Raw genomic sequence first — 22381 nt, 5'->3', positions numbered from 1 at the left:
ATCCTGATAACTTATTTTTTATTTCAACACAAATCCTGTCTTTATTTTTGTTTCAGAACTTCCGCCCACAAAGAGATGGAAGTCTCCGGGTTCGCATATGTATTCCAAATTGGTATTGTAGAACCTGAGATCATCGGCAGTTAACATAAACTCTATACTTTGTGATTCTCCGGCTTTCAGGAATACCTTTCTGAAACCTTTCAGTTCTTTCACAGGTCTGGTCACGCTTCCTACCAAATCACGGGTATATAACTGTACAACCTCTTCTCCGTCATATTTCCCTGTATTTGTAAGTTTTACACTTACTTTTATAGGGTTGTCTTCTGTCATTTCTTTAGAAGACAACGTTATACCTGAATAAGAGAAAGTTGTATAACTTAGCCCATGACCGAAAGGATAAAGCGGATCGTTAGATACATCCCAATATTTAGAGCCGTAGGCAAATTGCGGATCATCCGGGTCGAAAGGCCGTCCGGTATTTTTGTGATTGTAAAATAAGGGTATCTGCCCCACATGCTGAGGAAAGGTCATCGTAAGCTTTCCGGCCGGATTATATTTCCCTGTCAGAACATCCGCAATGGCAGCACCGCCCATTGTTCCCGGAAACCATGCTTCGAGTATGGCATCTACATTCTCTTTTTCCCAGTTTATGGTCAACGGTCGCCCGTTCATCAATACCAGTACCATGGGCTTCCCTGTTTTCTTTATTGCTTTCAGCAAATCTGTTTGAACACCGGGAAGTGATAAATTGGTGCGGGAATTATTCTCTCCCGACATATTATGAAATTCTCCCATTACCATCACCACCACATCCGCTTTGGAAGCTATTCTTACAGCCTCATTGAATCCCTTTGTGTCATCGCTCTGTATGTCACACCCCCTGGCATATGAGATGTGTTTTTCGCCTACGGCAACTGTAAGCCCCTCATATACGCTTACAGGGACAGTATCCCGGTCACCCATTGCCGACCAGCATCCTAATATCTCATATTGATCTTTAGCCAGCGGGCCTATAAGTGCGATACTTTTATCTCCTTTTAAGGGTAAAGTCTGATTGTCATTTTTCAGCAGTACCATTGATTTGCGTGCCATATCCCGTGCTGCTTCTTTGTTCCCTGCTGTCAGGATATCTGTTTTTTCCCTCCCTGCATCACAGTACCTGTAAGGATCTTCAAATAACCCCAGCTTATATTTTATTCTCAGGATGGCACGTGCAGCCTCGGTTACTTCTTTTTCATATACTTTTCCTTCCTCAACAAGTGTTTTCAGATGATTCATATACGCTCCGCCCTGCATGTCCATATCCACACCTGCATTCATCGCTATTTCTGCAGAATGTTTTTCATCCCCGGCATAACCGTGTGGAATTATTTCATTGATTGAAGTATAGTCGGTAACAACAAAGCCGTTGAAGTTCCATTTATCGCGCAGGATGTCTTTCAACAGATATTTGTTTCCTGTAGCAGGTATTCCATTCAGATCGTTAAATGAGGTCATTATAGTTCCGCAGCCGGCATCCAAAGCGGCTTTGAATGGGGGTAGGAATGTGTTCCACAGTTCATTCAGAGACATATCCACCGTATTGTAATCACGTCCGGCCATTGTTGCGCCATATGCGGCATAGTGTTTGACACAAGCTACCACCGTATTGTAATCACTCATACTATTTCCCTGAAAACCTTTCACACGTGCGGCAGCAATTAAAGAACCCAGATACACATCCTCTCCGGCTCCTTCGGCTACCCGTCCCCAGCGGGGATCACGTGAAATATCCACCATTGGTGCATAAATCCAGTTTATACCTTCCGCAGTAGCTTCGGATGCAGCTATCTTAGCAGAACGTTCCATTGCTTCCAAATCCCAGCTACACGATTCGGCAAGAGGAATGGGGAATATGGTCCGTTGTCCGTGAATAACATCGTATCCGAAAATCAACGGAATCCCTAGATGGGTATCTTCCACTGCTATTTTTTGCAGGCTACGTGTATAATCTGCTCCCACTGCATTAAAGATGCCTCCCACCATTCCTTTTTTCAGGTATTCCTTATAGTTTGGGTCTACCGTAGGACCTGTTATCACATCGTAACCGCTGGTATATAATACGGTTTGCCCGATCTTCTCCTCCAATGTCATCCGGCTGAGTAAATCATTGATAAACTTATCCATCTTGGCATCTACGGTATCTGTTCTTTTAGTACATCCACACAATATAATCAGGTAGAAAAAGGACATTAAAGCTGTAATCCGTCTTGATTCCATCATATATTTATTTAATAAATACTTTGTTTCTCATTTTCTGAATATCCGGATCTTTCATAAACAGTTTCCAGATAAGGCCTGTACGATAATTTTCTATCATGGTGGCTATAGAGCCCTGGCTCAATCCCATATAGATATTCGAACACCAGTTTATATCCAGATTGAAAGCATCCCGAAACCCGTATTCGCCCCAAAGGAATGTTCCGAAATTACGGTAATAATTTTTCAGGGCGTCCATAGATTCTTCCGGCAGGTAAGGGATAGAGGCAATCGCTCCTGCCGGAGACATTGTGCCATATTCGTGGTGTGCCACGGCTTCGGCGGCAGCGTACCCCCAAGGGCTTTCGCTGGCTGTAAGCCCCCAGCAACCGGAACCAAAGCCAAGACGCTTATTCGGGTTTTCGATAGAATATCTGTAACTGATAAGGGCTATATTCCGCAGATTATCGAAATAGTCCTTACTGGTATATTTATCTTTCAATCCTCTCGGATCGAATCCGAAGAATGAGAAATGAGTAAAAAATATAGGCCCTCCCGTATTGACACCTACATCCAGCTTTACTCCATAATAGGTGTTTCCGTTATAGTATTTTGCGCCATCGGCTGTCTGCCCCCAATCGGCACGATAATCACAGGCTTCCGGCTCTTGGCTGGCCCAGCCGGAATAGTACATATCAGGACTTACTCCATGTGTCGGGGAAGCAATGGCAAGCAGGTAAGTGATCATGGTCTCGTTCCATCCTATCAGTTTATGATTGATAACCCAGCCCTGACCGGGTGACCAGTGCCAATACAGATATTTACTGTTTTCTGTTTTTTTATACCATTGCCAGTCTATATTTTCCCAAAGCCGGGTAATGGTGTCGCGTATAAATTTCTCATCAGTATTATCTTTGTCAAAGTATTGACGGGCGGTAAGCAGCCCTTGGAACAGGAACGAAGTCTCTACCATATCGGCTCCGTTGTCGCGATTGCCGAAAAACGGCTCTACTTTACCGGTTATTCCATCTATAAAGTGGGCATATCCTCCATGAAAGGTATCGGCTCTGTCAAGAAATGTGACTATTCTCTTAAAACGTTCCACAGCCTCTTGCCTTGTAATAAAACCCCTTTCTACTCCGGCTATCATTCCCATCATTCCGAAACCTGATGCGCCTGTCGCGATCATATTTCTTCGTCCCGGAATATTTTCCAGACCTAATCCCGATTCAGGCTCCGCGCCATCCCAGAAATATCTGAATGCGGCTTCCTGTACCATCGTCAGGAGTTCTTCATCAGTCATGTCACAGGTAGTTACTTCTACTGCATTAGATGGCTGTGTTTCGGAGTAATCATAGTTTACGCAGGTAATGCGGTATTGGAATGTTTTATTTGGCTGATCATTATAATCTGTATACCGGATGGCAGGTGGATACTGTATACCCACTACCCGAAAGTCTTTTCCATTGGATGAACGGTATATTTTGATATATTTGGCGTTTTCTAATCCTGTTTTCTCCCATGATAAATCTACATGGCGTTCGTAGGCTTTCGCTTTTACTGCCGATACAAATGTAATATTTTCAGGTTTGTTTACAGGAGCAAGTTCTATTTGATCTATATATAGTGTATGTTCTTTTCCGTCTTGCGAACCTTGTTTGAAAAGAACTTCTTTTATTTCCCTTGTATGAGTGTAATTTATATTTTTAAATTCGGCAAGCGGTATGCTTACAGGTATCCATTTTTCCTGCTCCACTGTGCCTATATATTTCCCTATATTGATAAAGGAAGAAGCCTTAGACTCTTTTTTGTCTATAGTACCTATCGCAATAAGGGGTAACTCTTCTTTTTTTGTTTCTGATTTGATAAGCAGCCAGAAATCCAGTGATTTACCTTCTTTAATAAAATCTTTTCCACGCCAATCGCGGAAAAGGACTGATGCCGACCAGTTTCCTCCGGAGGCAGAAATATAATTGAATAATAATGAGTTTTTCGCAGTAAAGAATTCCTTTTCTGAAACAAGTAGTTTATTATCTGTATTCTGAATATAGCTGGGAGATTTGTAATCAGCCTTACTATAGTAATAACGTCCGGTCATCAGGCTGTTATCAAATATTACATGGTCATATTCCGGTTCTTGCGCGCCTAATCGGATAAACGCTAATTGTATTACTATAAAAATTAGCAGCTTTTTCATGAGAAAAGAGTTATAATCTGGCATCTGCAAGTACAGATGCCAGAAAATGAAACATTCAATTATTTTATTTTAAATTAGGGTTCAGGTCTTTTTGGGCTTGCGGAATAGGGTAAAATTCTGATTTTCCGGCCTTAAATCCTTTTAGGGTACTCTCCGCCTTACCTGTGCGAACAAGGTCAAAGAATCGTTCACCCCACTCACATGCAAATTCCACCATTCTCTCTTCAAGGATCTGGTCTAAAGTAACATTTGTAATTGTAGGCATTTTGGCTCTCGTCCTCACAAGGTTGAACGGAGTATCGCCGTTCTGCCCTTTGCGTACTTTAGCCTCGGCATTCAACAGAAGAACGTCGGCATATCTCAACATACGGATATGGTTTCCATAGCCATATGCTGTTTTACCTTCCGGAAGTTGTGTGCTCGGTATATAATTTTTTCCATTATATACCCTTTCATAACCTTCCGATGCAGAATTTACCACATCACCTTCCCTTGTTGTTGAACCTGCATAAAGGAATGTTGTTTCCTTGCGTACTGTTTCTCCTCTGTCATCGAATAATTTTTCGAGAGTTTTGGATGGCACTATAAATCCCCATCCTGTTCCTATTTTGGTACCTACAAATCCCTGACGGGGTCCCTGATAGTTGAACCAGTCATCCGACTCTATACTGGTGGAGCCGACCAAGCCATATTGAAGCTCAAATAAATTTTCGTCAGACAAGCATCCGCCTTTTTTAAAATAGTTATAGAAATCAGGATATAATTCAAATTTATTGCTTGTGATAATTGCATCGGTTGCACCGAGTACTGCATCCCAGTCGTTTATATCGGATGCCGCTTTTGCTTTCAATGCCAGAGCTGAATATCTGGTCACTTGTCCTTTCATAGGCATTTCATTCGGACGTAAAGCCGGAAGATTTGTTATGCAAAAGTCCAGCTCGTCGCTGATAAAGCTATAAATATCGGCCCTTGGTGTTACATCCAAAGCCTCCATTACCTGGGAATTGTCTGTTACCAATAAAATATCTCCCCAGAGGCGTACTATATGGAAATAAGCAAAGGCCCTGATAAAGCGTACTTCCGCCTGATATTGCAGATTCAACGTCTTGTCCGCATTACTTGTCAGATGTTCGTTATACCTGCCCAAATCGACCAAAGCAGAATTACTGTTCAGTACCAGATTATACAATCCTGTCCATGAGGCATCCAGTCCCCAGTATCCGCTAAGTTGATTATACTCGAAACTCCTTGCATAATTTAATTCCCCCTGATCTGAGTCGAACGATCCTTTTTCAACATCGTCGCCTCTGACTGCTATCAGTCCAAACCGAGGCCAGGTAGTGAGGCCATCCCAAGTTCTGGCGCGCGCATAAATTCCGATTACGGGCTGAATCATATTTGCTGAGATAGTGTAATCCAGCTCTTCTACAGGTACCGAATTCTCGGGTTCCTTGTTCAGAAAGTCGTTGCAGCTACTTAATAATAGTACAACCGATAAAATAATATATTTATATAGTTTCATAATCCTATTATATTAATTGTTTTATTAATATGTTATTCTCACACCAATGCTATATGTTGACGTCAGCGGATATACATCATTGTCTATACCATTAGCTATATCTGTGGTAAATCCGTTATAAGAGAAGAAGTTGAAAGGACGCTCTGCCGTGAAACTTAGCCTCAGACTGGATTTATTGTCGCTTTTCGGAAAAATATTCTGGAAAGTATAGCCTAATTGTATATTCTGAATAGTAAATGTATTTGCATTTTCAACAAAGAATGTATTAAACCTGCTGTATGTCCATGTATGCGCTAAAGCTGCACCCGATACATACTTATTTGTGGAACCTTCGCCTGTCCATCTATTTTTGACTATATCCTGATCGAAGTTGATATCCGATTGTTTTTGCCTCAGGAAGCGTTTTTGATTTAGAAGTTTGTGGCCAAACTGACCTTGGAAAGCCATACCGAAATCAAAAGCTTTGTACGAGAATCCGATATTACCTCCCAGGAAGAATTTAGGAAGCGGGGAACCCAATGCTTCTCTATCCTGATCAGTTAGCTTGCCATCTCCGTCAAGGTCTTTAAATTTGATATCGCCCGGCTCCGGCTTACTGACTATATCTGCAAGTGTAGGGTCATTATCTATTTCGGCCTGATTCTGGTATATTCCATCCATTACATAACCATAGTATGCATCGACAACTTCTCCGACCTGCCTTATACGGCTATAGTCTCCGGACGTAATGATCCTATCAAGGTCATCCAGTTTTGTAACCTTGTTTTTTAAGGTCGACATGTTCACGCCAATATTGTAAGTAAAATCTTTACCGATACGATCTTCCCAATTGAGAGATAATTCAATACCCGAATTCTGTATCTCTCCGTTGTTCATCAACAATGATCCTGCACCTAACTGCAAAGATTTCAAAAATACAGCATCCTTTGTAGTACGTTTATAGTAATCGAATTCTCCAGTCAGACGATTTTTGAGGATAGAGAAATCCAAACCGAAATCCCATTCTTCCACCCTTTCCCATTTCAGAGAAGAGAAGAAAGAAAGACTGGATGTACCTGTATACAATTGTCCATTGAAATATCCTGTTTGTTGTGTAATGGAAGCAAAACCGTCATTGGCCTGCACTTTATCATTACCTAATAATCCCCAGCTACCCCGTAGTTTCAGGAAATTAAATACGTTTTGGTTTTTCATGAAATCTTCTTCTGTAAGTACCCAGCCAAGGCCTACTGATGGGAAATATCCCCACATTTCCTGATACTTGTTTGATCCGTCGGCGCGCATTGTTGCCGATAACAGGTATCTGCTTTTATAATCGTACATCACACGGCCGAAGAACGAAGCTCCTCTGTATTCTGTTCCATTATCGTACCAGGTGTCACTTGCGCTTTTGCTTGGATCTTGTGCAATGATGCCATCGCTATGATACAGATACCAATATTCGTCTCTTCCTCCGGGAACTCCATCACCTTGCAGACGCAATCTTTCCCAGCTTTCTTTACGCACCGAACTACCTCCCATTACAGTCAGATTGTGAGCCTCATTGAATGAATCCCTGTATGTCAGCACATTATCAATAAGCCAATTATTTGTATACTCTGTCGATTTAGTCAGCAAGCTCTTTACTCTCTGTTGATTTGAGGATACTGTATACTGAGGTAAAAACTGGCGGTTGCGCTGGAAAGACAAATCCTGGTTGAATGAAGTCCTGAATGTCAGCTTACTCTCAAGGAACGACAATTCCATATACAGTGCAGGCAGTACCTGTGTTATCGCGGCTTTGTCATTATAATAATCTGCCAGTGCCACCGGATTCCAGAAATACTGACCTAAACCGACATCCTGGGTGGATGCATATTTTTTAGGGGTTGCCGCCTTATTATTTTCATCATAGGCCGGATAGAAGGATGGCGATGTATATGCATTACCAAAGGCACTCATATTAGATAGTTTTTGCTCACTGTTGACAACAACAAAACTACCCCCTACTTTCAGCCAATTGGTTATTCCTATATCGACTTTAGACCTGAAGTTCAAACGCTGATATCCGTTATCGCTATCAAGAATACCTTTCTGGTTGAGATAACTGACACCCAATGAATATGAAGTTTTTTCTCCCCCACCGTTAACACCAACCGAGTGGCTATGCATAGGTGCAGTCCTCAATATTTCGTCATACCAGTCTGTATCTGCAGACGGGATTCCATTACTACCTCCATACCTTGCTATAGATTGATCGATTGAACTGGTGTTGCCGATTTCTCTCATCACAGTGGCATATTGTTCCGAATTTGCCATTTTTACAAGGTTAGAGGCTTTCTGTATTGCAAAATAACCATCGTAAGTAATCTGAGGCTTTCTGTTGGTTACACCTTTTTTGGTTGTAACAAGAATTACCCCGTTTGCTGCACGAACACCATAAATAGCCGCTGCTGAAGCGTCTTTCAATATGCTCATATTCTCAATGTCCCCATTATTAAGAAAATCGATATTGTCGAAAAACATACCATCTACTACATACAATGGGCCTTGTTTATCTTCATCATAATTTCCGATACCGCGAATGCGGACTTTAGGAGAACTACCCGGCTGTCCGGTATTTATAACCTGTAGTCCGGGTATCTTTCCTTGCATAGCCTGCATTGGTGAGGCCGTAAGGTGCTTATTCACTTCTTTTCCGTCAATGGTAGCTATCGGCGAGGTCAGGTCTTTCGCTTTTGCGGTACCATATCCGATTACTATAGTTTCACTAAGCATGGTGGCATTGTCTTGCATTACAATATCCACTACATTCTGGGAGGCTATTGCAATTTCTTGCGACTGCATCCCGATGTACGTAAATTCAATTACATTACCGCTTTGAACCGAGAGAGAGTATTTTCCGTCAACGTCTGTAACAGTACCAACAGATGCTCCCTGTACCCGGACACTAACCCCGATAAGAGGTTCGCCAGCAACGTCTGTTACAGTACCTGTGAGCGTTTTTGTTTGCGCATAAATATTAGTTATACTCACTAATAAAAGGCAAGTAAAGACTAACAGGCTTCTTCGCAAAGTTGAATTTGAAGCCTTTTTAACAAATGTCTTTTTTAATTTGATTTTCATAGTTTTTAAGCTTTTTATTTAAACATACACTTTTTAAATAGATCTTCTATGAACGGCAGAACATCAGAAAACGAGCTTTTTACAGTTTCTATTCTCACACAATGATAGCCGGATCCTATCTTAGTAGGCAGGTTCTGTTCGTTTGATATTAGATTCTTGTTAGACGTAAATAACAGTTATAAAATGTTTGTGAAAGTCAGACCGCGATAAGCTTATGTAGTCGTTTTAATAACATCGATAGACTACAAATACCATTTGAAAAATTTTACTTTTTATTTTAGAGTTGTATCTTTTCAGGTATCCTCACTGAAGAAAAAATTATATTAAGTTTTTAAATGACTGTTTATAGATACAAGCCCGACAGCGGATAGGACCAAACCAACCGAAAAACAGACCGGACTATAAAAGGACTTCCGGTATATAAGTCTTATTCTTTATATTCTAATTTGAGTTCTTATTAAAATATTCCAGACTTTTTTTAATATCATCCAGTTGCGAATCTCCGAAGTCTTCATATTCTACAGAGATGAGGCCATTGAACCTTTGCCTTTTCAATTCATTCAGTACTTCTTTTACCTGTAAAATTCCGGTACCCCATGCTGTGTCTCCCATTTTCTCATCAAGGTCTTTTATATGTACTACCTTTATGCGGCCGTCAAATTTTTTCAGTGTTTCTACCGGGTCGTTACCGGTTCTCTTCCAATGACCTATATCAGCGCATACCCCCATTATCCGGTCACGTCCTTCAAGTGTGTCGGACAATACATCAGGATTAGCATAAATAGAGGGAGCCGGATGGTTATGTATAGCAACCTCTATATTATATTTCAGTGCAAGTTTTTCAACAAAATCAAGATGCTCGAGCTTGGGTTCACACGTTACGGTATGTATTCCCATATCCTTAGAGAAGCTGAAGAAGCGTTCCCACTCCTCTGTCGTATCATAGAATGCCACCCCAAATGCATAAAGTGTGATATCCCGTTTCGCAAATTCTTCTTTTAATTGCTTCTTCACATTATCTGCGATGTCAAAATTGAGATAAGCCGTGTCCGTGAAATTTTTTCCTAATGTCTGGAAAAAGAAAGCTTCAGCATAGTGAAGACCTAGATCTTTTGACCTGTCAAGTGTCTCCATCAATGTAAATTTGTGAAATGTATATGTCTGGATACCTAGCTTCCATTCAGGTTGCCTGGGTTCTTCTTTACAGGCTGTAAAGCATAGGATAACCGATAATAAGTATTTAAAGAATTTCATAATTATTATATTCAGAAGGTTATAAGATCAAGGTTTTATTTTATACGAGTCGATAAGATCACTGTTCCGGATAAGGGAGTGCCTGAAATTTTTCACACTCCCTTCTGATTACACTTCCGTTTAAGGCATGGCAGGTAAAGACCAGCCATCTCTGTATGCATGTTTTATATATTCGGTAACAGATGATTGTGCATTTAATGTTGCATATTCCCTGTCAAAGTTAGGATGGCCATCCTTAACCCAGAAACGGTCTTTCGACACAACTCTCAGCTCTTCATTTGCCCCTATATTTGTAAATTTCATATCTGGTCCGTCCCATTTCAATACTTTATTCAGACTTTGCAGGCGAATGGCAAGTACACCGAGTAATACCATCTCATTAAATGGCCCTGCATACGCAAAATTACTGGATGTTTCCACTCTGTTTTCAACCGGTTCTTTACAAGCTCTCACCCAGTCCTGTTCATGAAAGCCATCAAAGTAGCCTGTAGCACCCGGAACACGGCGAAGGGTCTGAGGTACATTCGGCACACGCCCCGATAGTAAGCGAGGGTTGAAACCTCCGCAATCGGTAAGCAATGTATCTTTTGAGCCGATAAAAAGGCAACCTCCGAGTCCGTCGCGCATAAGGTCGGTTCCGTCAGGCAATAAATCCGGACGATGAGGAAATAATCCGCCGTCATACCAATACACTTTTACCTCAGGCATAGCAACCTTAGGCATGTTATCACGTGCAGGAAATGTAAATTCCACCTGTTCGCTCTGAGGCGGTGATTCTGTGTTGATCAGAGACGAACTACCCTGTACCTTAGTAGGATAGCCCAGTTTCAATGCCTGATAGATAGAATCCAGCACATGACATGCCATATCACCGAATGCTCCGGTTCCGAAATCCCACCATCCGCGCCAGTTCCACGGCGTATATACAGGATTATAGGGGCGGAATGGCGCCGGACCTATAAAATTGTCCCAATCCAGAGTTGAAGGGACTTTCACTGCTTCTTTCGGACGTTGTAGCCCCTGAGGCCATATAGGGCGATCGGTCCAGGCATGTACTTCACGGATTTCACCAATCTCTCCGTTCCATATCCATTCGCATACCTGGCGTGCGCCGTCACCGGAGTTGCCCTGGTTTCCCATCTGTGTCGCTACTTTGTATTTTGCAGCCAGACGTGTCAACAGGCGGCTCTCATATATAGAGTGTGTAAGAGGTTTCTGGCAATATACATGTTTTCCCATAGTAATAGCGGTAGCAGCGATAATGGCATGTGTATGGTCGGGAGTAGCTATCATCACACCATCTGCTTCTTTTCCAAGCTCGTCAAACATTTTACGCCAGTCTTTGTATCGTTTGGCTTTAGGGAATTCGTCGAAACAGCCTTTTGCATAGGCCCAGTCTACATCACACAGGCCAATAATGTTTTCTGTATTCATTCCTACGAGGTTGGGATGCCCCTTCCCTCCAATACCCACACCTATAATATTCAGTTTGTCACTCGGGGCTTTATGCCCCAGCCCACTTATTACATTCGATGGAAATATATATAAACCGGCAGCGGCCACGGCCGATTTCTTTAAGAAGTTTCTACGAGTAGTCATAATCGGATATCTTTTTTAGAGTTCTTTAATCATGATATTTCTGTACCACACCTTTGTCCCGTGGTTTTGCAAGGAGATATGCCCTTCGTCAAATTTACCGTAATCCGGAAATGAAGTCCATTTGCCGCTATTGCGTAATTTAGTCCATTCGTCCGAATATTTAGTGTATTGTACAGTCTCTGTTCCGTTAAGTATCTGAGTTACATCATTACCATTCACCACCAGCATCAACTGATTCCACTTACCCAATGCTTTATATGGCTTTGACTTAGGTGGATACATGGAATAGTTAGACCCATTAATTTGCGAATCTTCCAGTTTATCCCGCCAGTTTTCATGGTCTATCACCTGAAATTCCGGACCGGTTTCGTATGCAAATTTATATTTCGGATCTTCTTTGACATGAAACAATACACCGCTATTAGCACTCTTTGTCAGTTTGTATTCCAAAGATAAGACAAAACTCTTGTATTGCTTATCGGTAATAAGATCCTGTTCTTCCTGAGCACCTACACTCTTCATTGTCAGCGTTCCATCTTCTATAGCCCAGCAGTCAGGAACCCCTTCCTGGTTATAACCGTGCCATCCTTTCGCGGTAGTTCCATCAAATAAAAGTTGCCACCCTTTCGTTTTTTCAGTCTCCGTAATAGTATTAGGTGCTGATGTCCGATCTATTTCATTGTATAATGTAATCGGGTCAGTCACTGGTTTGTCAGGATCAGCGGTTTGCTGTTCTGCTTTTTTGCCACTGCATGCATATAATGATGCGGCAATAAGAAGTGAAAAATAAAAAACATTCTTCATAATTATTCTATTCTTAGTTATTTAGTTCATTATGAATAGCGTTCAAACACTACCCTTTATATTACAACCGGCCATTTGAAAGATGACTTCAGTGAAATCCTGCGCCCTTCTTTCTGCGACAGCCGCGCAGCTTCTATAATTTCCAGGACATGTAATGCATGTTCTGCATTTATTAACAGGTCTTTTCCTGTCGCCATCGATTCGCAGATAACAGAGGCGCCCTCTTCCCAAAGGAAAGTGCCTCGGTCTGTAGCAAAACGTTGTGTATTTTCATTGGCTACCGTTGCCATATCTATGGCAAATGGTTTCCAGTCGTAACCAATCATGTGCATATTACCTGTAGAACCGACTACTGATATAGTAGGGCGTTCCTGCCCCGTACCCTCATGCCCGTACGGATCGAAATAGTTAAAACCACACTGGATATGAGTAAGTACGTTATTTTGATGCTCCATAATAATCATGGCATTATCTTCCGCCACAACCTGAATATGACCTTTATTCCCTGTATTACGGGTAGGGTCTACCACATTGGTCATTGCTACGATAGACCTGGCCGGACCAAACAATCCTGTTAGCGTGGATATATTATATACACCCAGATCCGGCAAACTACCTCCACCTTCTTCAAAGAAGAATGCAGACCAGTTAGGCCCCTGATGGCCATAATGCGCATGCGCCGCAGCTATACGCCCCAGTTTGTTTTCATTAATTTGTTTTGCCATAAAGGCAAACTGGGGACTGTTGACAACAGCCGGCGCCCCCCATATACGTACTCCCTGAGCTTTAGCAAGTTTATACAATTCACACCCTTCTTCATAAGTATTTGCCATCGGCTTTTCACTCCATACATTGATGTTTTTCATTAGAGCTATACGGTTCAAGCGTCCATGTTCCTGCATATCGGTAAGGTTGACCAATAAATCAAAAGACACTCCTGCCAACATCTTGTCAATGTGGGGATACCAATTCCTGACATTATATTTTTTAGCAGCTTCTTGCGCCCTCTGTGGTATAATATCACAGACACTTACAACTTCAGCATAAGGGCATTTTGTTAAATGTGGCAGATACATTCCCGATACACTTCCACATCCGATGACACCAACACGTATTCTCTTGTCGGCAGAAAGTGGAGGGGTGTCTGTAAACGAGGTAGCAGCTTCAAGGGAAGATGTACCTATGATAGGTGCTGCAACTGCTGCAACTCCAATAGAACTTAAACGTGATATAAATTGCTTACGGTTCATTCTTTATATTATTTTCAATTATAGTTAAATCAGAGCAAATGTGGAAAAATAAAAACAACAGATAATTTAAATTAAAAGACAAAATGCTCTGCGTGTAAGGCAGAATTGATTTTCCATGGTATTCTGAAACAAAAATAGTCAATATCGACAACAAATTAGATAGATTAATTCTGCCAAAAGAATGGATTATTTTTGCTTTTTACGGTCTTTTAGATTGAGGCTAAGATTATTCTGTATCAATTTCTCTTTTCTCTTATTTTCTTTTTACCACCTGTTAGATTGTCTATTATAAAAAGATCATGCCATTGTCCTTCGGACAGATAGACTTTTTTTGTAATTTCCCCGGATATAAATAAAATTTATCCTCCTATCCGTATCATTAAGCCGGTCTTTTCTCCCATTTCTTTAAGCGGTAGCAAATCTTCTTTTGATAGCATATGCCCGGAAGAATATGCATATTTAATTCCCAATTGTTTGTATTTGTCCTTTCCTAATGTGTGGTAAGGTAATAAACTCACTTGTTTTATATTATTTTCTTTTGCCAGATCAAATATCTTCCCGATAGTTTTTTCGTCAAAGTTATATCCCGGAATAATTGGAATCCTGATAATAATTCTATCCGGATCTTGCCGGGCTATAAAACGCATATTAGTCAGTATTGTATCCAAATCAGCCTTCGTTTCTTTTTTCAGCATATAGCTGTCTGTGTGCTTAATGTCGAACAAAAACAGGTCGGTCAGTGGAAGAGCCTTTTTTATCTTTTCCATATCAACTTGTCCACAGGTCTCTATGGTTGTATGCAGATTTTCTTTTTTACTCATAATCAGCAATTCCATTAATCCATCGAACTGGACAAAAGGTTCTCCTCCCGAAAATGTAACACCGCCCCCCGAAGTTTCATAATAATCCCGGTCACGCAATACCACTTGCATAATTCCGGATGCAGAGACAAATTCACCGGCAAACTTTATGGCATTATAGGCACAGGCTTCGGCACAAGCTTTGTCCGCGACACATTTTTTCCTGTCGAATACGGGGTAGCGTCCTTCCATCCTAATATTGCCATGAACGCATGTTTTTGCACATGTACCGCAACCTGCACACTTATTTTTTATATGCAACAGATGAGACCCGATTATTTGTGATTCGGGATTCGAGCACCATGAACAACGTAACGGACATCCCTGAAGAAAAACGACTGTACGGATTCCCGGACCGTCGTGAATGGCAAAGCGCTCAATCTCCATTATAGATATTCTCTTTTCCATCTTTTACTTATCGTATAAAACACGACTCATCAATTCTTCTTGAATATTAGGCGATAAATCGACAAAAATGGCAGAGAAACCACTTACCCGTACAATCAGATCGGGATATTTTTCCGGGTGTTTAACCGCATCCTCCAATATACCCTTGTCTACGACCGTTACCATCAGATGGCATCCTCCTTTGGCGAAGTAGGTCTTGAACAATACTTTTATCAGGTCTCTGTGTTCATTGAACATGGATGGAGAGAATTTGATATTCTGAACAGATCCTCCGTGATACCTGGCATCAAATTTAGCTAACGAATTCAGCATGGCTGTCGGTCCGCTTTTATTTGCTCCCCCCTGTGGGTTATTTGCAGGGTTCATATACATACCGGCCAGCCTCCCGTCGGGAGACGCCCCTGTTCTGTTTCCCCATTCTGTATTTAATTGGTTATTGCTTATTACAATAAGAAAATACTGCATGCCGATTGCAATTCCCCTGTCGCGTACTCCTTTAGCTACAAATTCGTACAGGTCGTTTGCTATAGTGTCGGTAGTATCAAGATCGTTACCATATTTATCGCAGTCCAAACAATCTTTTCGTATTTGTTCGTATCCTGCAAAATTGGTAAGCATCGCGTCGTTCAGTTGGCGTAAGGTATATTTCTTGCGGTCGAATACCAGATCTTTTATAGCCCACAGCGAATCGGAGGTATTGATATTTCCGTAAGTTTCGTTTGTCCCTCCGAGATAACGGACGCCACCATCCAGTAATGCCTTTCCCCTTTCGATACAATCGTCGGTAAGCAGGCTGGCAAACAAAAAACTAACGTGCCTGTTCATTACTTCATAAGAATGGTACTGTGCCTGAACTGATAAATCCAGATAATAATCGAGGAACTTTTTAAAATCATTATAGAAGTCCTCAAATGTGTTGTATTCCTCCAGTTTTTTGACCTTCATCGAACCTGTTTTTCTTTTACCGTCCATAGGGTCGATCCCGTCATTCATAAAGATAGTCAGAATTTTAAGTAGGTTGATACAGATGTTGGGTGTTCCTGTGCTCTGTCCTTGTATTACAAATTCAGTGCAGCCGAAAGGAACGTATTGTTCCGCGGTTTTTTCATCTACTCTCATTCCATAAGCAACAGCAGGAACATTAACTTCATCATTATACAAAGTAGGATATGTCGCGCCGGCTCCTAAAGCATCGAGCGCTTCATTCCATATTTCTTCCGGTGTATCATTATCTACACGCAGTGTAAATTGAGGTTCTACATACTTCGAATTTTTAGCGACTTTCATTGCCAGATGCAGGAATACATCGGCTTCTTCCGGATGCTTACGTCCCTTTCCTCCCACAATAACACGTCCGTTCACTGTCGTCCGACGGTTTTCGATCATTGTCCAAAGCGAATAGATATAGTTGTATGCCTCATCCATAGTCAGGCGTCCGGCCTCGAGGTCTGCTACCAGATACGGGCCAAGGTAATCGTCCAGTCGTCCATAGTTGATAACTCCGGCCAGCATGGCATACAGCCAAAAGAGTTGCATGGCTTCGTGAAATGTCTGAGGACTGTTTTCTTTGATGTTTTCAAGTGCTGTGTGCATCCGTTTCAGCTCATTGTATCTTTGCTTATTACCTGTCGAGGTCATCTGTTGAAGGGCATCTTGCTGAAGAGCTGTCGCACAGTCCACAAAAATATCGAGGCATTGAAGTCCTGCTTTATAAAAGTCATTATCAGGCTGTTTTTTCAGATGCTCCGTCAATATCCTGCGAAGTCCGCCGATCCCGTTATCCAGCAATTTCGGATAGTCGAGCATCATCCCTGACAAACGGGCTGTAGCAATCATTGGATATTCACAGTCTATAAACATGCCGACGGTATCTTCTGTAATCACTTCCCGATTATACTGAGTTTTCAGGTCGTGATCCAGCCAATAATTATATAAGGTGTCTATACGGAATTTATCTTTTTCCTCAAGCTTTTTTTGAAAATCGCGCAATTTACGGAATACACAAAAATGCCCGACTCCCCCCAAAGATGTCACCGCTCCGAAACCAATGGGAAGCACATCGAATCTGCCGGCAATCAGATCTGTGTCGGCTATTTTTCGAAACAGGGCGGGATATAGCACCTTCAGGCATTCCACTTCCCGTATTTCTTTTGAGAAGTCAGATTTCTCTTTGTGAACAGCTGTATATCGTTCCATAATTTCCAACTGTCCGGGCAACGACTTCTCACTAGCCAGTTTTTTGCTGATTTCTACATTTTGTACTGTCTCCACATCAAATTTTGCCATAATATCCTGTGATCAATAAATGTATAACCGGTTGTTAATTTGAATTTTAAGCAAAAATAGTAAAGATGCAAGTTGTGAACAATGCAGAGAATCGCTCAAAAAGATGGATTATATTTGCATGCAAATATCACAAAACGGCAGTTCGACCGGAAGTTGGAAACGTATGCAATAATACTCCATTCTTTTTATCAATTATATTACATTTTTATTCAATACCGCAATATCTACTTTTGTATTGTGTTAAATCAAACTCTATAATAGTTAACCAAATGAAAATTTCCCAAAAGTATTATTTAGGACTGGATGTCGGCGGAACGAGCTTTGTCGCAGGCGTTGTTGATGAAAACTATAATATTATCGCTAAAGAAAGAATATCCGCGAAAATAGGAAGCACAGTAGATGAACTTGTTTATAATATGGCCGATGTTAGTAAAATAGCTGTACAAAAAGCAGGTTTGAGCCTCGATGACATATCTTCATGGGGAATCTGTATGCCGAGCAATATCAATCCTAAAACAAATTTACTTGTGCACGCTAATTGCTTCGGATGGAAGAATATACCGATTTACGACTATTTAAAGAAACATATACCGCTTCCTATCTATATAGCAAATGATGCTAACGGAGCTACTTATGGTGAGATCTTAGCCGGTTCTGCCAGTAAATACAGTACTGCTTTGATGCTGACGCTTGGCACAGGTGTAGGTGGGGGAATAATCATCGATAATAAAATATATGCGGGCGCAGATAATATGGGTGCAGAATTAGGACATACCAAGCTTATATATAATGGGGCGCTGTGCACTTGTGGCCAGAAAGGTTGTTTAGAAGCATATTGTTCTGCAACAGCCCTTATAAAAGCAGCAAATGAGGCTGTAAAGGAAGAGCCGTCAAGCCTGATTCTTAGCCTGGCAAAGAACAATGAGAACAACATAAACGGAGAAGTCATATGTAGAGCCGCTATTGACGGAGATCCTCTTGCTGTAAGGTTATTGGATGATTATACGAGTTATCTGGCGGCGGGTATTTCGAGTCTTGTTGTTATTTTTCGTCCCGAAGTGATTATGCTTGGAGGGGGTATTGCCCACGCCGGAGATTTGATCTTAAAGCCGGTAAACGAAAAGCTAAGGATATATACTCACGCTGGGGATGAGATCGGGGTTCCGCCTGTAGTATGCGCTTCGTTAGGAAATGATGCGGGCATCATCGGTGCTGCATTTCTGGAGAGAATCATGTGATTAAGTAAAAGAAAGGTCTGAGACCTTAGATAAATATAGTATTATGGATGCAAGAAAAAGAGAACTTATCGAATCTTTTAAAGGTGGATTAATCGTGTCGTGTCAGGTTCAGCATGATGATCCGACCTTTTCTATCGATTTTGTTGTAAAAATGGCAAAAGCTGCCCAATGGGGTGGCGCAGTAGGGATCAGGGCTAATTCGCCGGATCAGATCAGGGCTATCAAGAAAGAAGTCGCTCTGCCTGTAATCGGACTTTATAAGATATGGCACGATGATACAGACGTATTTATTACTCCGACTCTGGAAGCCGCAAAGCAAGTATGGGAGGCGGGGGCAGAAATAATTGCATTGGACTGTACCGAACAAATAACACACGAAGGCCGGCGCGCCTATGAGTTGCTGCCGATAGTAAAGAAAGAGATCCCGGAGGCTATAATATTTGCCGACGTAGCTAATTACAATGAAGCTCTAAGGGCTTTAGAAATGGGAGCAGATATTATAGGGCCGACCCTGTATGGCTATACAGCCGACACCAAACATATAGAATATCCCGATCTGAGAGAATTTGCCCGTATGTGCCGTGATTTTAAAGATAAAGCTTATATAATTATGGAAGGTCATATTTATACACCCGAAGACGCGATGAAGGTGCTGTTTCTCGGTGCTCATTCTGTGGTCGTGGGAAGCGCCATTACTCGCCCTCATCTTATAACCAAGCGCTTTGTGGATCTGCTGAGTGGTTATCAGGACAATTGGAGAGAAGCTGAAACCAGTAAGCATTAACTATTACTGCGACCGGGGGTTGAACTGATAGTCGCAGGGGACGAAGCATGTGTAAGCCGATCTTTTTATATAAACTTTGAATACAAACTATATAACAGAATGTTTTCCTGTGAAAATAATTGGTTCTTCCGAATTGAATAGTTCGGACTTTCAGTACAGCCCTAAAAAAAAATATGAATAAAGAGTTATATGGATAAATTTTATTTTTATTTTTATAGTGTCGCTTTAATAAATAATCTATGATCAAAATAAAGCATGGCTTCACAGGGCAAAGACTTGTTGTATATCCTTTTTTTGTGGTGGAAGACGCTTTAAATAATCCCTTAACGTCTGATCTGGTTGTACATTCTATGGGTTATTTTCCAAAAGCTGGGAATCATTTTATATCCAGAGAGTCCGGGTGTGGAGAGTATATACTTATTTATTGTACCAAAGGTGAAGGCTGGTTCATATTAAATGGGGAAAAACATATAGTGCCGGAAAATCATTTTTTTGTACTTCCTGCCGAGACACCTCATCAATATGGTTCAAGTAAGGATAATCCATGGTTTATCTACTGGGTACATTTTAAAGGGAAGAAATCTGAAACTATCTGTGAAAAATTACAAGGTGTTTTGCCTATTGGTATAGAAGGTAATTCCAGGATAAATGACCGCATCAGCTATTTTGATGAACTTTTAAATGTGATGGAAAGTGAGATTACAGAAAGCACTATAGTTTATATCAATCTGGGTTTTAATCATTTGATCAGCACTTTTCTATATGTTCCGATTTACAGGCTGGCTAAATATTCAAATACCAAAGCCGAGAAAACTTTTTTTATCAGTTTGGCAACCCACTATATGTATGAAAATATAGAAAATAAATTGACATTAAAAGATCTGGCAACGTATTTTGGTTATTCAGAATCTTATTTTTATCGTCTTTTTTTTAAGGAAATTCAATATGCCCCGGTGGAATATTTCAATCAGTTGAAGATCCAAAGAGCTTGCCAGCTGCTAAAAAGTACTAACATGAAAATTAGTCAGATAGCCTTAAAGTTGGCATTTGATGATCCCTATTATTTTAGCCGTATTTTTAAAAAGACAGTAGGACAGTCTCCTAAGGCCTATCGGCAATCGGATTATGAGTGGAATACAAAATTGTTGCCAATCAAGTAATATTCATTAATTTAAACAGGCTTTAAAAGCTGATCCGAAAAAGCTGTTTGCAGACTACCCTCTGTCATCGGAATTACAATTTTGCTGCTAACCGCATTTGTTCAAAGAATGGGAAGTAAAAATATCTCTGCTTAATTGTATCAGTTTAGATTCTTTGGATAAATCTAAATGTAGGATAATTTTGATTTCATTTTTAGAAATTGCTCTCTTCTTAGTCTTTGTGCTGAATTTTGATATTTTGAATGTGTCGAACGGATAAATATCTTTTCTGACAATCTTTCTTTCAATAGCTTTATTAAATACACTATGCAATGTTCTAAACCGCAAACTAGCACTGGTTTCTGTATAGCCTCTATCTAAAAACCATTTTTCAAATTGTATAAGCCATGAGGTATCTATATCCAAGAATAGAATATCCAGATTATTATTTCTAAAGGAGTTAAGGGTAGCTAAAGTGTCTTTATAGACCTTTGCATTTCCTAACCTGTTTGCAGACTTGTATTCTTCGATTAATTCTGCAAAAAAAATCTTGAATCGTTTTAGTCTTATAGATTCTCTTTGTAGATTCGATAAGGGTAGATGCTGTAAATTCTTTGTCTTCTGCCCGAAGTTCCAATATCTGCTTTTGATATTCCATTTGCTTATCAAGAATAATTTTCTCAATATAATAGATATTGGGACAATTGAATTTCGGTGCATTCTTTTTAAAGTCCCAATATTTGGGATCTAAAGATATGCCAAGACTAAGATATTTCATCTTTCCTTGCTTGCAGATACGTAGCATAGTTGGATATTCTCCGTTTTTTAATGCCTTTGACTTGTAACAAACCGCATTAATAGTAGCATTTATAATGGTTTTTCGGTTTAAGTCTGACTTTAAAAACCATGGAAAAATCGGAGAGTATAAAAAGAAAAAAGACTCACGATTTCTCGTAAATCTTTGATTCTCAAGTGGGCGTTGACGGATTCGAACCGCCGACCCTCTGCTTGTAAGGCAGATGCTCTGAACCAGCTGAGCTAAACGCCCCTATTGGGGATGCATTTTCTCCCAAATGCGATGCAAAGATATAGCTTTTTTCAATATTACAAAACATTTGAAATCTTTTTTTGAAAAATATTTTGAAACGAAATGACTTCAAGCATTTTAAAATCTTAATTTTTATCAATTAGCTAAGTAGATTGCAAAGATTTAACTAATTTCGCAGCAACTATAAATATATGACTTTAAAACGATGAACGTAAAAATTATAAATAAATCACACCATCCGCTACCCGAATATGCAACACCTTATTCTGCCGGAGTAGATTTGAGAGCAAACATTACGGAACCTGTAACATTGAAGCCGTTGGAACGCACTCTTATTCCAACCGGCCTGTATTTGGAATTACCGCAAGGATACGAAGCTCAGATACGTCCCCGCAGCGGGCTGGCTTTCAAGCACGGACTCACGGTATTAAATTCCCCTGGCACTATCGATGCAGACTACCGTGGCGAGATTTGTGTCATCCTTGTCAACTTATCAAATGATGAGTTTGTTATAAACGATGGTGAGCGCATTTGCCAAATGGTTATAGCTTCGCATGAGCAAGTACTCTGGGAAGAGGTGGAGGCAATTAACGAAACGGAGCGCGGAGCCGGAGGCTTTGGCCATACAGGAAAACAGTAATATTCAGAA

Annotated in this window: 16 protein-coding genes and 1 tRNA gene; 4 read left to right on the top strand and 13 right to left on the bottom strand. The window is 40.7% G+C overall.

All coding sequences use genetic code 11. The features are described 5' to 3' along the window. Positions 1-18: 18 nt before the first annotated feature. From IR083_RS17985 to IR083_RS17940, 10 genes are all read right to left on the bottom strand, one after another. Positions 19-2259, bottom strand: a complete 2241-nt coding sequence (locus IR083_RS17985) for a glycoside hydrolase family 3 N-terminal domain-containing protein (RefSeq protein WP_194225357.1) — start codon at positions 2257-2259, stop codon at positions 19-21. Between the two features lie 7 nt (positions 2260-2266). Then, a complete protein-coding gene (locus tag IR083_RS17980; protein ID WP_194225323.1) occupies positions 2267-4435 on the bottom strand; it encodes a glucoamylase family protein in 2169 nt (722 codons plus the stop codon). 64 nt (positions 4436-4499) lie between these two features. Next, positions 4500-5957 carry a RagB/SusD family nutrient uptake outer membrane protein gene (locus IR083_RS17975; RefSeq protein ID WP_194225322.1) on the bottom strand — a complete coding sequence of 486 codons (1458 nt, stop codon included), beginning with the start codon at positions 5955-5957 and terminating at the stop codon, positions 4500-4502. Positions 5958-5981: 24 nt separating this feature from the next. Further along, positions 5982-9062, bottom strand: a complete 3081-nt coding sequence (locus tag IR083_RS17970) for a SusC/RagA family TonB-linked outer membrane protein (protein ID WP_194225321.1) — start codon at positions 9060-9062, stop codon at positions 5982-5984. Between the two features lie 441 nt (positions 9063-9503). Then, positions 9504-10316 carry a sugar phosphate isomerase/epimerase family protein gene (locus tag IR083_RS17965; RefSeq protein ID WP_194225320.1) on the bottom strand — a complete coding sequence of 271 codons (813 nt, stop codon included), beginning with the start codon at positions 10314-10316 and terminating at the stop codon, positions 9504-9506. A 120-nt stretch (positions 10317-10436) separates the two neighbouring features. Next, positions 10437-11915, bottom strand: coding sequence for a Gfo/Idh/MocA family protein (locus IR083_RS17960; RefSeq protein ID WP_194225319.1), 1479 nt, complete (start codon positions 11913-11915; stop codon positions 10437-10439). Positions 11916-11930: 15 nt separating this feature from the next. Then, the gene (locus IR083_RS17955; RefSeq protein ID WP_194225318.1) at positions 11931-12719 is read right to left on the bottom strand and encodes a DUF1080 domain-containing protein; all 789 of its coding nucleotides are present in this window, start codon (positions 12717-12719) and stop codon (positions 11931-11933) included. Positions 12720-12775: 56 nt separating this feature from the next. Then, the gene (locus IR083_RS17950; RefSeq protein ID WP_194225317.1) at positions 12776-13969 is read right to left on the bottom strand and encodes a Gfo/Idh/MocA family protein; all 1194 of its coding nucleotides are present in this window, start codon (positions 13967-13969) and stop codon (positions 12776-12778) included. A 359-nt stretch (positions 13970-14328) separates the two neighbouring features. Further along, entirely contained in the window at positions 14329-15237 is a 909-nt protein-coding gene (locus IR083_RS17945; protein WP_242052472.1) for a glycyl-radical enzyme activating protein, read from the bottom strand. Positions 15238-15240: 3 nt separating this feature from the next. Beyond that, a complete protein-coding gene (locus tag IR083_RS17940; RefSeq protein ID WP_194225316.1) occupies positions 15241-17523 on the bottom strand; it encodes a pyruvate formate lyase family protein in 2283 nt (760 codons plus the stop codon). 269 nt (positions 17524-17792) lie between these two features. Between IR083_RS17940 and IR083_RS17935 the strand changes: the two genes are divergently transcribed. From IR083_RS17935 to IR083_RS17925, 3 genes are all read left to right on the top strand, one after another. Continuing rightward, positions 17793-18761: an ROK family protein gene (locus tag IR083_RS17935; protein ID WP_194225315.1), complete on the top strand. Its 969-nt coding sequence runs from the start codon at positions 17793-17795 to the stop codon at positions 18759-18761. A gap of 43 nt (positions 18762-18804) precedes the next feature. After that, positions 18805-19545: an N-acetylmannosamine-6-phosphate 2-epimerase gene (locus tag IR083_RS17930; RefSeq protein ID WP_194225314.1), complete on the top strand. Its 741-nt coding sequence runs from the start codon at positions 18805-18807 to the stop codon at positions 19543-19545. 239 nt (positions 19546-19784) lie between these two features. Next, on the top strand, positions 19785-20705 hold the full coding sequence (locus IR083_RS17925; protein ID WP_194225313.1) for an AraC family transcriptional regulator: 921 nt from the start codon (positions 19785-19787) through the stop codon (positions 20703-20705). An 87-nt stretch (positions 20706-20792) separates the two neighbouring features. Here the strand turns inward: IR083_RS17925 and IR083_RS17920 are convergent, their stop codons facing one another. The 3 genes from IR083_RS17920 to IR083_RS17915 all read right to left on the bottom strand — a co-directional run bounded on the left by IR083_RS17920 (position 20793) and on the right by IR083_RS17915 (position 21732). Beyond that, a complete protein-coding gene (locus tag IR083_RS17920) occupies positions 20793-21215 on the bottom strand; it encodes a phage integrase SAM-like domain-containing protein (RefSeq protein WP_317174764.1) in 423 nt (140 codons plus the stop codon). Beyond that, on the bottom strand, positions 21166-21489 hold the full coding sequence (locus IR083_RS24920; protein ID WP_317174763.1) for an Arm DNA-binding domain-containing protein: 324 nt from the start codon (positions 21487-21489) through the stop codon (positions 21166-21168). The genes IR083_RS17920 and IR083_RS24920 overlap by 50 nt, the downstream gene beginning before the upstream one ends. 168 nt (positions 21490-21657) lie before the next feature. Next, positions 21658-21732, bottom strand: a tRNA-Val gene (locus IR083_RS17915). A 205-nt stretch (positions 21733-21937) separates the two neighbouring features. Here IR083_RS17915 and dut point away from each other — a divergent pair. Next, complete coding sequence (gene dut / locus IR083_RS17910) at positions 21938-22372, top strand: dUTP diphosphatase (RefSeq protein WP_006800912.1); 435 nt, start codon at positions 21938-21940, stop codon at positions 22370-22372. The last annotated feature ends 9 nt before the right edge of the window (positions 22373-22381 follow it).

Source organism: Dysgonomonas sp. GY75, from assembly GCF_015234155.1.
GTDB classification, from domain to species: domain Bacteria; phylum Bacteroidota; class Bacteroidia; order Bacteroidales; family Dysgonomonadaceae; genus Dysgonomonas; species Dysgonomonas gadei.
The sequence above is the reverse complement of the archived record's forward strand: the minus strand, read 5'-3'. Positions and strand labels throughout refer to the sequence as shown.

Excerpts from the sequence above, each read along its gene's own strand:
- IR083_RS17985 (WP_194225357.1), bottom strand. The coding sequence starts at position 2,259 with ATGGAATCAAGACGGATTACAGCTTTAATGTCCTTTTTCTACCTGATT.
- IR083_RS17980 (WP_194225323.1), bottom strand. The coding sequence starts at position 4,435 with ATGAAAAAGCTGCTAATTTTTATAGTAATACAATTAGCGTTTATCCGA.
- IR083_RS17975 (WP_194225322.1), bottom strand. The coding sequence starts at position 5,957 with ATGAAACTATATAAATATATTATTTTATCGGTTGTACTATTATTAAGT.
- IR083_RS17970 (WP_194225321.1), bottom strand. The coding sequence starts at position 9,062 with ATGAAAATCAAATTAAAAAAGACATTTGTTAAAAAGGCTTCAAATTCA.
- IR083_RS17965 (WP_194225320.1), bottom strand. The coding sequence starts at position 10,316 with ATGAAATTCTTTAAATACTTATTATCGGTTATCCTATGCTTTACAGCC.
- IR083_RS17960 (WP_194225319.1), bottom strand. The coding sequence starts at position 11,915 with ATGACTACTCGTAGAAACTTCTTAAAGAAATCGGCCGTGGCCGCTGCC.
- IR083_RS17955 (WP_194225318.1), bottom strand. The coding sequence starts at position 12,719 with ATGAAGAATGTTTTTTATTTTTCACTTCTTATTGCCGCATCATTATAT.
- IR083_RS17950 (WP_194225317.1), bottom strand. The coding sequence starts at position 13,969 with ATGAACCGTAAGCAATTTATATCACGTTTAAGTTCTATTGGAGTTGCA.
- IR083_RS17945 (WP_242052472.1), bottom strand. The coding sequence starts at position 15,237 with ATGGAAAAGAGAATATCTATAATGGAGATTGAGCGCTTTGCCATTCAC.
- IR083_RS17940 (WP_194225316.1), bottom strand. The coding sequence starts at position 17,523 with ATGGCAAAATTTGATGTGGAGACAGTACAAAATGTAGAAATCAGCAAA.
- IR083_RS17935 (WP_194225315.1), top strand. The coding sequence starts at position 17,793 with ATGAAAATTTCCCAAAAGTATTATTTAGGACTGGATGTCGGCGGAACG.
- IR083_RS17930 (WP_194225314.1), top strand. The coding sequence starts at position 18,805 with ATGGATGCAAGAAAAAGAGAACTTATCGAATCTTTTAAAGGTGGATTA.
- IR083_RS17925 (WP_194225313.1), top strand. The coding sequence starts at position 19,785 with ATGATCAAAATAAAGCATGGCTTCACAGGGCAAAGACTTGTTGTATAT.
- IR083_RS24920 (WP_317174763.1), bottom strand. The coding sequence starts at position 21,489 with ATGCTACGTATCTGCAAGCAAGGAAAGATGAAATATCTTAGTCTTGGC.
- dut (WP_006800912.1), top strand. The coding sequence starts at position 21,938 with ATGAACGTAAAAATTATAAATAAATCACACCATCCGCTACCCGAATAT.